At 38.1% G+C, this 17,104-nt stretch carries 14 protein-coding genes; 10 read left to right on the top strand and 4 right to left on the bottom strand.

Annotated elements, in window-relative coordinates; genetic code table 11:
- The first annotated feature begins 704 nt into the window (after positions 1-704).
- The 7 genes from dppA to GWI68_RS00725 all read left to right on the top strand — a co-directional run bounded on the left by dppA (position 705) and on the right by GWI68_RS00725 (position 9,311).
- A complete protein-coding gene (dppA, locus tag GWI68_RS00755; RefSeq protein ID WP_166539107.1) occupies positions 705-2,312 on the top strand; it encodes a dipeptide ABC transporter periplasmic-binding protein DppA in 1,608 nt (535 codons plus the stop codon).
- Between the two features lie 153 nt (positions 2,313-2,465).
- The gene (dppB, locus tag GWI68_RS00750) at positions 2,466-3,485 is read left to right on the top strand and encodes a dipeptide ABC transporter permease DppB (protein WP_109408948.1); all 1,020 of its coding nucleotides are present in this window, start codon (positions 2,466-2,468) and stop codon (positions 3,483-3,485) included.
- A gap of 10 nt (positions 3,486-3,495) precedes the next feature.
- On the top strand, positions 3,496-4,398 hold the full coding sequence (gene dppC, locus GWI68_RS00745; protein WP_166539106.1) for a dipeptide ABC transporter permease DppC: 903 nt from the start codon (positions 3,496-3,498) through the stop codon (positions 4,396-4,398).
- A gap of 12 nt (positions 4,399-4,410) precedes the next feature.
- On the top strand, positions 4,411-5,394 hold the full coding sequence (dppD, locus tag GWI68_RS00740; RefSeq protein WP_166539105.1) for a dipeptide ABC transporter ATP-binding protein: 984 nt from the start codon (positions 4,411-4,413) through the stop codon (positions 5,392-5,394).
- A complete protein-coding gene (gene dppF, locus GWI68_RS00735; protein WP_166539104.1) occupies positions 5,387-6,388 on the top strand; it encodes a dipeptide ABC transporter ATP-binding subunit DppF in 1,002 nt (333 codons plus the stop codon). Before dppD ends, dppF begins: the two co-directional genes overlap by 8 nt.
- A 523-nt stretch (positions 6,389-6,911) precedes the next feature.
- Entirely contained in the window at positions 6,912-7,622 is a 711-nt protein-coding gene (locus GWI68_RS00730; protein ID WP_109409039.1) for a HAMP domain-containing protein, read from the top strand.
- Between the two features lie 174 nt (positions 7,623-7,796).
- On the top strand, positions 7,797-9,311 hold the full coding sequence (locus tag GWI68_RS00725; protein WP_227336145.1) for an insulinase family protein: 1,515 nt from the start codon (positions 7,797-7,799) through the stop codon (positions 9,309-9,311).
- 102 nt (positions 9,312-9,413) lie between these two features.
- Here GWI68_RS00725 and GWI68_RS00720 read toward each other — a convergent pair whose 3' ends face one another.
- The 4 genes from GWI68_RS00720 to GWI68_RS00705 form a co-directional block, all read right to left on the bottom strand.
- Entirely contained in the window at positions 9,414-10,424 is a 1,011-nt protein-coding gene (locus GWI68_RS00720; RefSeq protein WP_166539103.1) for a serine hydrolase domain-containing protein, read from the bottom strand.
- Between the two features lie 80 nt (positions 10,425-10,504).
- Positions 10,505-10,714: a 4-oxalocrotonate tautomerase family protein gene (locus tag GWI68_RS00715; protein ID WP_109408944.1), complete on the bottom strand. Its 210-nt coding sequence runs from the start codon at positions 10,712-10,714 to the stop codon at positions 10,505-10,507.
- Between the two features lie 70 nt (positions 10,715-10,784).
- Entirely contained in the window at positions 10,785-11,804 is a 1,020-nt protein-coding gene (yhjD, locus tag GWI68_RS00710; protein ID WP_109408943.1) for an inner membrane protein YhjD, read from the bottom strand.
- Between the two features lie 327 nt (positions 11,805-12,131).
- Complete coding sequence (locus tag GWI68_RS00705) at positions 12,132-12,521, bottom strand: DUF1090 domain-containing protein (protein WP_166539102.1); 390 nt, start codon at positions 12,519-12,521, stop codon at positions 12,132-12,134.
- 180 nt (positions 12,522-12,701) lie between these two features.
- On the opposite strand from GWI68_RS00705, the gene GWI68_RS00700 reads away from it, so the two are divergent.
- The 3 genes from GWI68_RS00700 (at position 12,702) to GWI68_RS00690 (ending at position 17,072) form a co-directional block, all read left to right on the top strand.
- A complete protein-coding gene (locus tag GWI68_RS00700) occupies positions 12,702-13,544 on the top strand; it encodes a 23S rRNA (adenine(2030)-N(6))-methyltransferase RlmJ (RefSeq protein WP_166539101.1) in 843 nt (280 codons plus the stop codon).
- A gap of 144 nt (positions 13,545-13,688) precedes the next feature.
- On the top strand, positions 13,689-15,044 hold the full coding sequence (gorA, locus tag GWI68_RS00695) for a glutathione-disulfide reductase (protein ID WP_166539100.1): 1,356 nt from the start codon (positions 13,689-13,691) through the stop codon (positions 15,042-15,044).
- Positions 15,045-15,653: 609 nt separating this feature from the next.
- A complete protein-coding gene (locus GWI68_RS00690) occupies positions 15,654-17,072 on the top strand; it encodes an FAD-dependent oxidoreductase (protein WP_166539099.1) in 1,419 nt (472 codons plus the stop codon).
- Positions 17,073-17,104: the final 32 nt, after the last annotated feature.

Here is a 17,104-nt window from a genome sequence, read left to right as displayed (position 1 = left end):
AGCTGTGGAAATATTTTCCAAATCAAGATAAATATTGGCTAAAAATGCAGTAGGTTTCGCTGACCTATAAAGTTGTTTAGGCATTAAATTATTTTAGACGTTTTTAATAATTTTAATAAACAGTCTAAAGATGTCTTTAAATTTTCTTTCAATGCCACTTTTTATGGGCGATAGAACTTCTGATAATGCTTAAAGAATATAAATTTTTCACTATGAAAGAATTAAAATCATTAATAACAGACTGAATTTCATGGTCTTATCTAGTTAAGTGATTTGCTAAGAGGCAAAGATTAATACTTTTCACTCTATTTGCCTGATCAAAACTAAAATCAGGATCCTCTAGCAAGGTGATTATTTTTCTTCCATAACAGAATAAAGCACCAAGTTCTTTGTTTCATTTCAAAATATTCGTTCAATATTTAAGCGGTTAATCACAAATCATAGCTTTTTTTAAAACAGTCATTTCACTTAAGGATTTCTTAATGTGTGGTTTTATTGACTAGATATTAGTCAGAGACTTGTTTTTTTATTCTGAGTTTGTTCGATATTCGTTTCATTTGTGTTTATAACTTGTTCTTTTTACGGAGTAGACCCTTATTGACGTAAGGGGATACAGTTGGTTAATTGAACAATGACAAAATAAAAAGGCATTCCGTTTTTAAACAGGAAGCCAAAACACAACAGAACAATTTCGGAGAGTAATGATGAAAAGCTCCAAAAAACAGACAGGAATTTTAACCGCAACAATCGGGCTACTTGCATTAGCTGTTTCTGCGGGTGTGCAGGCAAAAACATTAGTATATTGCTCCGAAGGTTCACCTGAAGGATTTAACCCTCAGCTATTTACCTCAGGAACAACCTATGACGCAAGTTCGGTACCTATTTATGATCGTTTAGTTGAATTTAAATTGGGTACAACGGAAATCATTCCAGGACTCGCTGAAAGTTGGGATGTGAGTGATGATGGTAAGGTGTATACCTTCCATTTACGTAAAGGCGTGAGTTGGCATAGTAGCAAAACCTTTAAGCCAACCCGTGAATTTAACGCAGATGACGTAATGTATACGTTTATGCGTCAAATGGACCCACAACATCCTTACCATAAAGTGTCTGGCGGAAGTTACGAATACTTCTCAGGAATGGACATGAACAACATGATCGAGAAAATCGAAAAAGTTGATGATCATACCGTTCGTTTTGTTTTAACACGTTCAGAAGCGCCTTTTATTGCTGATATGGCAATGGACTTTGCATCCATATTATCTGCGGAATATGCCGATAATATGATGAAAGCAGGAACACCTGAAAAAGTAGATTTAGATCCTATTGGTACAGGGCCTTTCCAATTACAACAATATCAAAAAGATTCTCGTATTCTTTATAAAGCAAATGACCAATATTGGGGTAAAAAGCCAGACATTGATCGCTTAGTTTTCTCTATTACACCTGATGCTTCTGTGCGTTATGCTAAATTGCAAAAAGGTGAGTGTCAGGCGATGCCTTTCCCAAATCCTGCTGATATTGCGAAAATGAAACAAAATAGCGATATCAATCTGTTAGAACAGCCGGGCTTAAACGTGGGTTATATCTCGTTTAACGTTGAGAAGAAACCTCTAGATAACCAAAAAGTTCGCCAAGCATTAAGTATGGCTGTGAACAAAGACGCGATTATTGAAGCGGTTTACCAAGGTGCAGGCCAAAAAGCAAAAAATCTTATTCCACCAACAATGTGGGGTTATAACGATGATATTGTTGATTATGAATATAACCCTGAAAAAGCCAAGGCACTGCTAAAAGAAGCGGGTCTTGCTGATGGCTTTACTATCGATTTATGGGCAATGCCAGTACAACGCCCTTATAACCCAAATGCACGTCGTATGGCTGAAATGGTACAAGCGGATTGGGAAAAAATTGGCGTTAAAACCAAAATTGTAAGTTACGAGTGGGGTGAATATCTCAAACGTGCTAAATCCGGCGAACACCAAGCGGTAATGATGGGTTGGACTGGGGATAATGGGGATCCAGATAACTTCTTTGCGACATTATTTAGCTGTGCTGCGAAAGAGCAAGGTTCAAACTATTCTAAGTGGTGCTATAAGCCATTTGAAGATCTGATCCAGCCTGCGCGAGTAGCGTCAGATCATGAAAAACGTGTCGAGCTTTATAAACAAGCTCAAGTCGTTATGCACGATCAAGCTCCTGCACTAATTATTGCTCACTCTACGGTATATGAGCCAGTGAGTAAAAAAGTGGAGAACTATGTGGTTGATCCATTAGGTAAACATCACTTCGAGAATGTCTCTCTGAAATAATAGCAATACCTTACTTAAGTACGGTGTCTTTCTTCATGAAAGGCACCGCTATTCCATAATAAAGAATACATTCAGTACACTGTGGGCGCAGGGGATTTTCTCCTGATTTATCAGCGCTATCTTTTAGCTGATGTTTGAAAAGAGAACTAGGATATGCTGCAATTTATCCTTCAACGTTTGGGACTTGTGATCCCTACGTTTATCGGAATTACATTACTTACGTTTATTTTCGTACATCTTATTCCCGGCGATCCGGTAATGATTATGGCGGGTGAGCGTGGTCTATCTCCAGAGCGCCATGCTTATTTAATGGCGGAGTTAGGGTTGGATAAACCGTTATGGCAACAATACCTTAATTACCTAAATGGTATTCTTCATGGTGATTTGGGGATTTCATTAAAAAGCCGCATTCCTGTCTGGGATGAATTTTTACCTCGTTTTAAAGCCACTTTAGAACTTGGCGTTTGTGCCATGATCTTTGCGGTTTCAGTCGGTATTCCTGTGGGCGTTTTAGCTGCGGTGAAACGTGGCTCTATCTTTGATCATACTGCGATTAGTGTGTCATTAGCAGGTTATTCCATGCCAATTTTCTGGTGGGGGATCATGTTAATCATGCTGGTGTCTGTAAAATTAGACCTAACGCCAGTATCTGGACGTCTCGCTGATAGTGTCTTTTTAGATGACAGTAATCCTCTTACCGGATTTATGCTAATTGATACCTTTATTTGGGGTGAAGAAGGGGATTTCATTGATGCTATCCATCATATTATTTTACCTGCAATTGTATTAGGAACCATTCCTCTAGCGGTTATCGTGCGTATGACACGCTCTTCAATGCTTGAAGTATTAGGGGAAGATTATATTCGTACAGCAAGAGCAAAAGGCTTAAGCCGTGCTCGCGTCATTCTTATTCACGCATTACGTAATGCGATGTTGCCTGTTGTCACTGTTATTGGATTACAAGTTGGGACAATGCTGGCTGGCGCAATCTTAACAGAAACCATCTTCTCATGGCCGGGATTAGGACGCTGGTTAATTGATGCCTTACAACGACGAGACTACCCCGTAGTTCAAGGTGGTGTGCTGTTAATTGCAACGATGATTATTTTTGTCAATCTGTTGGTTGATGTTCTTTATGGCATTGTGAATCCACGTATTCGCCATAAAAAATAAGGAATGCATAATGACTGAAAATAAAGTTACACCGGTCATCAATGCACCGGCTCCCATGACACCCTTCCAAGAATTTTGGCACTATTTTAAACAAAATAAGGGCGCAGTTGTTGGATTAATTTATATCGTAATTATGTTGCTGATTGCGTTATTTGCAGGCTTTCTTGCGCCTCACGCACCGAATGAGCAATTTCGTGATTTCTTATTAGCGCCTCCTGTTTGGCAAGAAGGAGGAAGTTGGCAATTTATTCTAGGTACTGATGATGTTGGCAGAGATATTCTTTCTCGCTTAATGTTTGGTGCTCGTCTTTCATTATTAGTTGGCTGTATCGTTGTCGTACTGTCACTTATCTTAGGAATTATTCTAGGGCTAGCAGCAGGTTATTTTGGTGGTCTTGTGGATATCGGCATTATGCGAGTGGTCGATATTATGTTGGCATTACCCAGTTTATTATTGGCATTAGTGCTGGTAGCAATTTTTGGGCCTTCTATCGTTAATGCGTCTATTGCACTGACTTTTGTTGCTTTACCTCATTATGTCCGATTAACACGAGCTGCTGTTTTAATTGAAGTAAACCGTGACTATGTTATTGCGTCTCGCGTTGCTGGTGCGGGGTCAATGCGCCAAATGTTTATCAATATCTTACCTAACTGTCTTGCGCCTTTAATTGTTCAAGCTTCTTTAGGTTTTTCTAATGCAATCTTAGATATGGCGGCATTGGGCTTTTTAGGTATGGGCGCTCAGCCTCCAACTTCTGAGTGGGGAACTATGTTATCTGACGTGTTGCAGTTTACACAAAGTGCATGGTGGGTTGTGACGTTCCCTGGTCTTGCTATTTTGTTTACTGTGCTTGCCTTTAATTTAATGGGTGACGGTTTACGAGATGCGCTTGATCCGAAATTAAAGCAGTAACGGAGTAAGAAGATGGCATTATTAAATATTAATCAATTATCGGTTCACTTTGGTGATGAAGATACTCCGTTTAAAGCGGTAGACAGAATTAGCTATCAAGTTGAAGAAGGGCAAGTCGTTGGTATTGTTGGAGAGTCTGGTTCAGGTAAATCTGTGAGCTCACTGGCTATTATGGGGCTGATTGATTTTCCGGGGCGAGTAAGTGCTCAAGAGCTTTATTTTGATGGCAGAGATTTAATGAAAATCTCTGAATCAGAGCGACGTAATTTGGTGGGAGCCGATGTCGCAATGATTTTCCAAGATCCAATGACCAGCCTAAACCCCTGTTTTACGGTTGGCTATCAAATCATGGAAGCATTGAAAGTTCATCAAGGTGGAAGCCGAAAAACACGTAAACAACGTGCTATCGACCTTTTAACGTTGGTGGGTATTCCTGATCCTGCTTCACGTTTAGATGTGTATCCTCATCAACTTTCTGGCGGTATGAGCCAGCGAGTGATGATTGCAATGGCGATTGCTTGTCGCCCTAAATTATTGATTGCTGATGAACCGACAACGGCTCTGGATGTAACTATTCAGGCGCAGATCATCGAACTATTGTTGGATTTACAAAAGCAAGAAAATATGGCGCTAGTGCTTATCACTCACGATTTAGCATTAGTGGCAGAAGCCGCCGACACCATTATTGTGATGTATGCAGGGCAAGTTGTTGAATCAGGAAAGGCATCAGAAATTTTTAAATCACCTCGTCATCCTTATACACAGGCACTATTAAGAGCATTACCTGAATTTGCCAGCAACAAAGCGCGATTAACTTCATTATCTGGGGTTGTACCAGGTCGCTATGATAGACCAACGGGATGTTTACTTAATCCTCGTTGTCCTTATGCTCATGATGAATGCTATAAAACAGAACCTGCTTTAAGAGAATTGGGAACACATCGCGTGAAATGTCATACACCGTTAGATAATACAGGGAGACCTACTCATGGTTGAAGTTAATCCAAATGTCACTACTCCCTTATTAAAGGCGGTCAATTTAGCCAAGTATTACAATGTTAAAGGAGGGCTGTTTTCAAAAGAGAAAACAGTGAAAGCGCTCGATGGTGTTTCATTTGAGTTAGAGCGAGGTAAAACCTTGGCGATTGTTGGCGAATCAGGATGTGGAAAATCGACATTAGGTCGATTATTAACCATGATTGAGATCCCCACTTCAGGGGAGCTTTCTTACCGTGGGCAGAATCTGTTGATCAAAGATAAATCAGCAGAGAAATTGCGTCGCCAAAAGATCCAAATTGTATTTCAAAATCCTTATGGATCATTAAACCCCCGTAAAAAGGTGGGACAAATTCTAGAAGAGCCACTTTTGATCAATACGACACTTAACGTATCTGAACGTAAAGAAAAAGTATTATCAATGATGGCAAAAGTGGGATTGAAAACAGAGCATTATAGCCGATATCCCCACATGTTTTCTGGTGGTCAACGTCAGCGTATTGCTATTGCTCGTGGTTTAATGCTTGAGCCGGATATTGTGGTGGCGGATGAACCCGTTTCTGCTCTCGATGTTTCAGTGCGTGCTCAAGTGCTAAATTTAATGATGGATCTTCAACAGGATATGGGGCTTTCTTATGTCTTTATTTCTCATGACCTTTCCGTTGTTGAGCATATTGCAGATGAAGTTATTGTGATGTATTTAGGACGTTGTGTAGAAAAAGGTACTAAGGCTCAAATTTTTGAAAACCCTCAGCATCCTTATACACAAGCCTTGTTATCAGCAACGCCAAGATTAACACCTGAATTAAGACGCGAACGTATTAAATTAACAGGAGAATTGCCAAGCCCGTTAAATCCACCACCAGGGTGTGCTTTTGCAGCACGTTGCCGTCGTGCATTTGGGCCATGCAGTCAATTACAGCCAACTTTAAAAGATTATAATGGCCAACTTATTGCTTGTTTTGCTGTTGAGCAAGATAACATAGCACCTTAAATAAAAAAGAATATATTTAATCAAAGAGGAGCAATATATTAAAATATATTGTTCCTTTTTTTAATTATATTAAGCTAATCTAAATGAAACAATCCTATTATGATTCGGTAAATATTAAATGTTATTTTATGTGAATTTCTTAAAATATTAAGTGGTGCTGGTATTAAAAATAAAAAATATTTATATATTAAAATATTATTATTCTTTTATTTTTGTTTTTAACATCTTAATAAGATTTTTATAGATTTAAATTTACATGGTATTGTGTTTTTTAGTGAAATATATTCTATAATAAAAATAATATGGCAATATTGCGGTTAAAAAAGTGAAACCCAGTATTTATCTCATTTTACTATTTTTATCTTACAACTATACTCAAATAATAATAATTATATATTTATCTACTTTAGTTTTAATGGAAAGACAGTTTTTATCGCGCTATTTTCTTTATTGAGGGTGATACATAATCTAAAAAATACAGTATAATCACTCTGTTCAAGTATGTATATTGGAAATAGCAATGATGAAACCTCATCTTAAACATTCATTAACAATAAAACAGATGGCCGCAGTTGCGGGCGTTACGTTGGTGACTATTGCTATTTTTATCAGTATCCAACTTGTCTATTTGATAGATCAACGCCGTGAAGATTATCAAAATCAGCTTTTTAATGCGGGTGTCAGTATCCAGCAACCACTTGCTGATGCATTGTTACGATCAGATTTAAATGATGCCAAAAAACAGATAATTGGGTTAAAAGCAACAGGTATCCTCGGTAAAGCGATAGTGATGCAACCTGAGAATATTCAAGTGATGAACTTAGATTTTGCACCCAAAAAAGACGTATCTGATTTCTCAAGCTGGCTTTTTGGTATCCCTGTTGAGGCTGTTATTCCATTACAGCCATTAGGTATTACTTCAACAGATGATAAGTCTTATACCGGCTATCTTATTTTACAGGCTGACACAAACCGTTTTTATCGTTTTGCCAGCAACACTGTCGCACTAATGTTAACCACATATCTGTTAATGGGACTTATTCTAACGGTTGCGATTAGCTGGTGTATCAATCGTATTGTGGTGAAACCTTTACGCCAAATAGCCGTTACTCTTAATAAAGATAGCCAAGTTTCTGCTTTATCTTGTCCAGAATCACATCGTGATGATGAGATTGGTTTGCTGGTTAAAGGATATAATCATCAAAAATCTGATCAAAAATTGCCGAAGGTCTGAACCTTCTTACGCCATAATGAGTCTAATCACTATAGTGATTTCATTTCATGTTTCTGTGGTGACAAAGAATGATAATACAAAAAATAGACATCAAACATCTAACATGTCTTTTGGCGCTTATTGTTAAACCTCATAAGTGGTTTAATACCAAGGATTAATAAAACAGAGGTTCACATGCAGGGTGTAATGACACGAATTTTATTGGGAAGCGTTATGTTTGGCGCTGTTGTTTGCCAAGTTCAGGCCGAAGCTTTACAGCCTGATCCTGCTTGGCAAGAAGGGCGACTAGCAAATGGTTTTCAGTGGCAAATCTTACAAACACCGCAACGCCCTAATGATAGAATACAAATTCGTTTATTAGTGAATACAGGTTCTTTATCAGAGAAAAGCAGTGAAACGGGTTTTTCATCCTTGGTGTCTAAACTCAATGTATTAGAAAATACAGGCCTGACACCAGAGAAGCGCGATAACTTATGGAAAAATGCGTTAGATCCAGATTATCCGTTACCGCCAATGATCGTTTCATACGATTTTACGGTTTATAATTTAAGTCTGCCAAATAACCAACCTGAACTATTAAAAGATGCTTTTGCATTGCTTGCGGGAATTGCTAAGCCAGCGCAATATACTGAAAATGCAGTCCGTAACGCTGTTCAGTCCCCACTTCCTATTGCCACATTTCCACTTAATATTGAAGATCCTATTTGGCGCTCACGTCTTGAAGGATCTAATCTAAAAGGCCACAATCCCGGTAAGCCAGTTAATCAGTCAGTTAATACAAAAGAATTATCAGATTATCAACAGCGTTGGTATACCCCTGATATGATGACGCTTTATATTACTGGCAATGTTGATAATCGAGTATTGACCGAAAGTATTAATCAGGCCTTTTCATCGCTATCTGGAAAGCGAGTTACCCCTGTTCCAGTACCGATGTTGGCAGATATGAAGCCTGAAACATTATATGTACAAGAGCCCATGCGAGCTAAAGATCAAATTTCTTTAATTTGGGATCTAGATTGGTCGCCAGTAAAAGACTCTGATGCGTTAAATAAATATTGGTTAAGTGATTTAGCACGCGAAGTGATCTTTGTTCATTTAGGCCGTAGCCTTGAACAACGTAAAGAAAATGACAGTACGCAAGTTAACATTGATTGCAGAGTACAATATCAGCGCGCCAGTTGTTCTTTGAATGTTGATACTGCGACAGCAAATATTCCAGCGTTAGCATCATGGGTGGGTGAAGAATTAGGTCGTTTGCGTAATCAAGGCATTAGCGATGAGTTATATAAAGAGCTTCAACAAGAGAAACAACTTCAGTTAACACAGCTTTTTGCCCGCTATGCAAAAACAAGTACGGCTATTTTAATTAATCAGCGTTTGTTATCACAACAAAGCAATATTATTGATATTCCTCCTGAGCAATATCAACGTTTACGCCAAGCATTTTTAGCCGGTTTAACTAAAGAAACATTAAATCAGGAGCTTTCAAGAGTATTGTCTGAAGATATTACTTTTGTATTAACGCAAAGTGGTGAAACACCGACCGTAAATTTAGGTGAATTGCGTATTCAATTTGAAAAGCAAGTTCATCCAGAAGTAGTAAATACACCAGCTTCAGAACCCGCTAATACGGCACCAAATAAAACGGTGGAAACACCTACAGTGACAACTCCGGCGAAGAAATAACCATAAAATAATTCGTTGTGCTGATATAAAAAATTAGCGTTTATATAATTAAAAAAGCCAAAAGTGTTATTAATACATTTTTGGCTTTTTGCTTTTTTAATATTAAAGGCGTTTAAATGCTTCTTTAATTATTTCAGTTAATGCTTCACGGTTATTTTTTTGAGTTGTAAAGCCTGCAATAGCAATTTGTTTTTCAGGCAAATAACAAGCAACAGAACCCCAATAACCTAGATGATAATAAAGAGTCCCTAAGTTCGTCTCTTCAGCCATCAACCCTAAACGATAATTTGTAGCACCAGTATGTGAGCCTTGCCATTTCATCTCTTTTAAGGTGGATGGATGTGCATACACTCTATCTTCAAAAAGATCTGCTGTGAATTTAGCTAATTCAAGCGTTGTCATCACAAGACCTCCACCACCAAAAGTATCCATTGAGGCATCAATGTGAGTACCTTCATGTTCCCCGGCAAATTGTCTAGCGCGAGTTTTCTTGGATATGGGTTGTGGCTCCAGACCTTCCCACCATGTTTGGGGTAAATCTAAGTCTTGAAAATGTAATAATTCACGAACTGCTGTAGCCATATTTTTTCTCATAAATTGAGAAAGAATATCGCCTAATAAGATGTATCCAGTATCTGAATAAATAAAGCGTTTTCCAGCAGGGATAATGGGAAAACCTTGGTGAGCATAATGCGCGATCTGTTCTTCTCGAGTCCACTGATGGGTGGGGCTATTTATGACTTTCTCAAGGTAAGCTTCATTTGCGTGATCAAATAAACCACTGCTGTGGCTTAATAAATGGCGCAATGTGATAGTGTTAAGATCATACCCTAGCTCTAATAATGTCTGTTGATAATTAGTACTTAAATACTTAGTTATGTCATCATCAAGGGACAGAGCATCTTGTTCCCATAAACGTAAAAAAGCGGCTGCGAGAAAGGTTTTTGTATTGCTTGCGATCCGAAAAGGAGTATCTACAGTTAATTTTTTCAGGGTACTTTCATCGGCAAATCCATGTGCCATACCAAAAGGGTATTGAATGCCGGCACCTGTAATATAAATAGCACTCGCTGAGGGTAAGGCATGAAAAGCATCAGTCATTGATTGAACCATAGTTACTTCCTTATCTATCAGGAAAATAAATCAGTAAAAAGGGTGTACTTGGCACCCTTTATTTATTCTGCAATTATTCTTTATTTATTTTTTGCCACTGCTCGTAATTCTGTTACGGTTTTACCGCCTATTCCCCAGTTATCCGTTTCTACTTCATCGATCACAACGACTGTGGTTGCTGGGTTTTTGCCTAAGACATCAACCAAAAGTTGTGTTGCACCCGCAATAAGTTGTTCTTTTTGTTCGGCAGTTGCACCTTCGCGTGTGATTTTAATATTAACGTATGGCATTTTTTTTCCTTATTACGTTATTGATAGACGGTTAATGCAGGGAATTAACCATTGTAGTTTTATCATAAAATTAAGATGTTGATTGCGTTTCAGTCAGCTGTTCTTTACGCATATTTGGACCATCAGTGGCGATCCACGCGGCACAAAAGAGTGTTAATCGAGCAAAAAAGTAGAAGAAAGCCATTAAGCCTATTACCGAACCAAATGCGGCACCTGAAGGTGAGCTTGCTATTCTTGGTAGCATCCATGTCATTACGGATTTTAAAATTTCAAAGCCAATGGCGGCGATAAGCGTACCTTTCATAAGAGAAATACGTTTAGGTTGATGGCGAGGTAAAATCCATAATATCCACAAAAATAGTAAATAGTTTGCAGTAATGGAGATTGTTAGGCCGATGGTTGTCCATGCCGGCGTTAACCATTCAATGCCATCTAATCCTAAGGTATGAACAATCATTCTTTGGGCTGATCCCGCAACAGAAGTGAGTGTTATAGTGACAATTAACGCAAAGAGTAAGCCAATCAGCGCTAAGAAATCACGGAAATAGCGGAAATAGATTTTTTCTTGCTCTTCTTTGTTTCTTTCCCAAACAAGTCGTGATTGTGCCAAAATGGCCTGACGTAAGTTACCAACCCAATTAACACCAGAATAAAGTGCAATTGCTAAACCCGTTAAACCGACAGTTGTACGTTGACGAACAGCGGTATCAATACTTTGTTGAACGGTTGCAGCCAATGTTGGATCGTCGATACTATTTGCTACACCAGTAATTAATTTAGCGAGCAAATCGGGATTTGAGGCTAAAACAAAACCGGCACAGGCAAAGGAAAGCATTAATACAGGGATTAATGATAAAAATGAGAAATAAGTGATAGCGGCACCAAACTGATTTCCCATTCTATCAGTGAAGCGCTCTGCGGCACGAATAAGATGTGCAATAAAAGGAATATTGGTAATGAAATTACTAATTTTTATCCCAATACCGATGGCTTTTTTTCCACCATGTAATCCTTTTTCCAGCCCTTTTTTTAGTGGCTGAGTCAGTTGAGTTTTTTCATCTGCTGTTTTTTGTTGCTGCTCTTCTGACATATATCCTCTTTAATTAGATCAGTCCATTTTTAATAAATTAGTAGTATTACTATAGTTTCTACTCAAAAATAGCATAGCTTAATTTCTATTACATACCTTATGCTTATTGTAATTAGCCTCTGATTTAGATGATGTAATTGTTTGTTCTGGTTTAAGTGTAGATGATGAACTATTAAAAGGCGTGATCACCTTGTACTTAATTAAGAATACAAAACCAATACAGTAATTCTGAATTGGTTGAGTTTAATTAGAAAATGGCTACTCGCGTATTGTTCTATTCTGTATTTCATAAATAAATAAGGAGTAAGCATTGATTTATGATGATAATTATTTTGTCAGTAGATTTAATTCATCTTCAATAGCTTTTAATTCTGCTTTTTCTTCAGCCAATTTTCTTTCTTGTTTGGCGATTTTATCTGTATCACCTTTGAGTTGAGCTTCTTTTAATTCAAGTTCACGCTCTTTGACATCAAGTTGTTTTTCACGTAATTCAAGGCGCGTATTTTCAACCACTTTTTCTGGTGCGCAATAACGCTCAACATTTTGTAATGCTCGTTCTAAGCCTTGTAGGCGGTATTGATTACCGTGTGCTTTTGCATATTCCATCTGTTTTTGGATATTTTGTTTTTTAATCTCGCAGCCATTGATTGAAGTGTTGGCATACACACTGCTAACAGACAGTGTTAATGCAATTGCGGTAAAGAGTGCTTTTTTCATTTTCATATCCTATCTAATCTTAAGTGAAATATAGGATTATCATAACGACTGAACACTAAGACACAACGTTTCTTTCGCTTTCAATGAAGAAGTTCGGCTTTTTCTGATACACTGAACTTAATCAAGCTTTCAGAGTAAATTCACTACTAAGCTATACTTATTTCTAACGGAAGATAAAGAATGCTGAGCTATCGCCATAGTTTTCATGCTGGCAACCACGCCGATGTTTTAAAACATATTGTTCAAACACTCATCATTGAGTCTTTAAAAGAGAAAGAAAAACCATTTCTTTATCTTGATACTCATGCTGGCGCTGGACGTTATCAATTAACCAATGCTCATGCGACTCGCACTGGCGAATATCTAGAAGGTATTGCACGCTTATGGCAACAAGATGAGGTACCAGAGCTTATTTTACCTTACCTTGAAGCCGTTGGAGAATTAAACTCAAATGGTGAACTGCGTTATTATCCAGGTTCTCCTTTATTGGCGGGAAAACTATTAAGAGAACAAGATTCTTTGGTGTTAACGGAATTACACCCAACAGATTACCCTCTATTACGCACAGAATTTTCTCGTGATCCGCGAGTGAGAGTTTCTCGCGAAGATGGTTTTGGCCAATTGAAATCTAAACTACCACCCGCAAGTCGTCGTGGATTCGCATTAATTGATCCTCCTTATGAGCTTAAACAGGATTATTCTGCTGTAGTGAAAGGTGTTGTGGAAGGTCATAAACGCTTTGCAACGGGAACATATGCGATTTGGTATCCAGTGGTTCATCGTCAGCAAATTAAGCGTATGCTAAAAGAGCTTGAAGCAACTGGCATTCGTAAAATTTTACAAATTGAATTAGCAGTAAAACCTGATAGTGATCAATTAGGTATGACGGCATCAGGTATGATTGTGATTAACCCACCTTGGAAGCTAGAGTCACAAATGAAATCAATATTACCTTGGTTACATAAAACATTAGTTCCTGAAGGTATTGGTCATACATCAGTTGAATGGGTTGTACCAGAATAAGCATCCTTATTATTGTTTTTGCCTATTACTGTAAAAGCTAAAATCTGACGTGCTATGTATTAAATTTTGTCATAATAGACTTTATGACATGAAAGACTTAGCCTGTGAGTTACCTATTTTTCTACAGATAAATGGATCAGAGAAATGACGAGCAAACATTACGATTATATCGCCATTGGTGGCGGTAGTGGCGGTATCGCATCAATTAATAGAGCAGCAATGTATGGCCAAAAATGTGCATTAATTGAAGCGAAAGCATTAGGTGGCACTTGTGTTAATGTGGGCTGTGTACCTAAAAAAGTGATGTGGCATGCAGCGCAAATTGCCGAAGCTATTCATCAATATGGCCCTGATTATGGTTTTGATACGACGGTTAATCGTTTTGATTGGGATACTCTTATCAGTAGCCGTTCTGCTTATATTGACCGTATTCATCAGTCTTATGACCGTGTATTAGGTAATAATAAAGTTGATGTTATCCAAGGGTTTGCTCGTTTTGTTGATGCGAATACGATTGAAGTCAACGGTGAGAAAATCACAGCCGATAATATTCTGATTGCAACAGGCGGACGTCCTGTTCAACCTAATATTCCAGGTGCCGAATATGGCATTAATTCTGACGGCTTCTTTGAGTTAAAAGCATTACCAAAACGTGTTGCTGTCGTTGGTGCTGGTTATATTGCAGTAGAACTTGCAGGTGTGTTAAATGCTTTAGGAAGTGAAACGCATCTATTTGTACGCAAACATGCCCCACTGCGTAATTTCGATCCATTAATTGTTGAAACTCTGCTTGAAGTGATGGAGAGCGAAGGGCCTAAGCTACATACTCACGCGATCCCTAAAGCGGTGATCAAAAATTCAGATGGCAGTTTAACGCTACAGCTGGAAAACGGCACAGAACAAACCGTCGATACTTTAATTTGGGCAATTGGTCGCGAGCCTGCAACCGATAACCTTAATCTGGCAGTAACAGGCGTTGAGTTAAACGAAAAAGGTTATATCAAAGTTGATAAATTCCAAAATACCAATATAAAGGGAATTTATGCTGTGGGCGATAACACCGGTGCGGTTGAATTAACCCCGGTCGCTGTTGCTGCAGGCCGTCGTCTATCAGAGCGTTTATTTAACAATAAACCTAATGAGCACTTAGATTATTCGAATATCCCTACGGTTGTCTTTAGCCATCCAGCTATTGGTACTGTTGGTTTAACAGAGCCTCAAGCCGTTGAGCAATACGGTGCTGAACAGGTCAAAGTATATAAATCTTCTTTCACCGCAATGTATAGTGCAGTGACTCGTCATCGCCAACCTTGCCGTATGAAACTTGTTTGTGTGGGAGCTGATGAAAAAATTGTCGGTATTCACGGTATTGGTTTTGGTATGGATGAAATGTTACAAGGTTTTGCAGTTGCACTGAAAATGGGGGCAACGAAGAAAGACTTTGATGACACTGTGGCAATTCACCCAACGGCAGCCGAAGAATTTGTTACCATGAGATAAGCGCATAATATCGCTTACTTTGAAATTAACATGCAAAAGCTAGAGTTTATACTCTGGCTTTTTTTATTGAAAATTTGTATTTATTCCTACTTTATTTTTAGTTCAACCTCTTTCTTTTCTATTTTTTCCTAAAAGCATATTCGTCTGCTTATTAACCACTAAACCAGTCATAAAGTGAAACAACTTATTTTGTAAAAAAAAGGTTATTACTCCGTCAATATCGACTTTTTATTTTATGCAATTGTGCGATAGGTTTTGCTCGTTTTGTAAACAAAAATTGACAGCTTTACATGTTATTTTGTATCAAAATGTTAATTAAAGAAACAATCATCTTTTTTATCAAAAATCTTATAATTTATAATTATATTCTTATATATCAATGTATAACTATCTTACCCTCAGAGAATGAATGTCTTTAATTGATGTTTTTTTATGAGAAAAAACGATTGAAGTAACCATATTGTATCTGTGGATATTGTTGTTGGTGGAAATGATTAACAAATAATTATAATTATTAACAATATAATGAACTATGATAATATCCAATTTTAAAGATACAAATTAATAACATTATAAATATAAATGGTAAATCCATTACTGAGGTAGAAGATGAAAATTTCAAGGAGAAAGCTGCTTTTAGGTGTTGGTGCTGCGGGCGTTTTAGCTGGCGGTGCTGCGTTAGTTCCAATGGTTCGTCGTGATGGCAAATTCGTTGAAACTAAATCTAGAGTATCATTTGTCGAAGGGACAGAAGGTGCTCTACCTAAAGAGTCTGATGCAGTGATTATCGGTGCTGGTATCCAAGGCATCATGACCGCTATCAACCTTGCAGAACGTGGCATGAGTGTCACTATTTTAGAAAAAGGCGAGATTGGCGGTGAACAATCGGGCCGAGCATACAGCCAAATTATTAGCTATCAAACATCACCAGAAATTTTCCCATTACATCATTACGGGAAAATCTTATGGCGTGGTATGAACGAGAAAATTGGTGCAGACACCAGTTATCGTACACAAGGTCGCGTAGAAGCACTTGCTGATGAAAAAGCGTTTGATAAAGCCCAAGCATGGATCAAAACAGCAAAAGAATCTGCAGGATTTGATACGCCATTAAATACTCGCATTATTAAAGGTGATGAGTTATCAAACCGTCTTGTTGGTGCGCAAACGCCATGGACTGTTGCTGCTTTCGAAGAAGACTCAGGTTCTGTTGATCCAGAAACAGGTACACCAGCATTAGCACGTTATGCTAAGCAAATTGGTGTAAAAATCTACACCAACTGTGCAGTAAGAGGTATTGAAACTGCTGGTGGTAAAATTTCTGATGTTGTAACAGAAAAAGGTGCAATTAGAACATCTCATGTTGTTCTTGCTGGTGGTATTTGGTCACGCCTATTTATGGGTAACATGGGCATTGATATTCCAACGCTGAATGTTTACTTATCACAGCAACGTGTATCAGGTGTTCCTGGCGCACCTCGTGGTAACGTGCATTTACCAAACGGCATTCACTTCCGTGAGCAAGCGGATGGTACTTACGCTGTCGCACCACGCATTTTCACAAGTTCTATTGTGAAAGATAGTTTCTTATTAGGACCTAAGTTCATGCACCTATTAGGTGGTGGTGAGCTACCATTAGAATTCTCTATCGGTGAAGACTTATTTAATTCATTTAAGATGGCAACATCTTGGAAATTAGATGAAAAAACACCGTTCGAACAATATCGCATTGCAACAGCAACACAAAATACTGAGCACTTAGATGCTGTGTTCCAAAGAATGAAAGCTGAATTCCCTGTATTTGAAAAATCTCAAGTTGTTGAGCGTTGGGGTGCAGTTGTTAGTCCAACATTTGATGAATTACCTATTATTTCTGAGGTCAAAGAATATCCAGGCCTAGTTATTAATACCGCTACAGTTTGGGGAATGACTGAAAGCCCTGCAGCCGGTGAATTAACGGCTGATATTGTAACAGGTAAAAAACCAGTTATTGATCCAACACCATTTAGAATGGATCGTTTTAAGTAGTAATTAACCCCTTGTTTTACTGTAGATTAAAC

The organism is Proteus sp. G2669, from assembly GCF_009915245.1.
GTDB lineage: Bacteria > Pseudomonadota > Gammaproteobacteria > Enterobacterales > Enterobacteriaceae > Proteus.
This window is presented reverse-complemented; position numbering and strand designations above follow the sequence as displayed.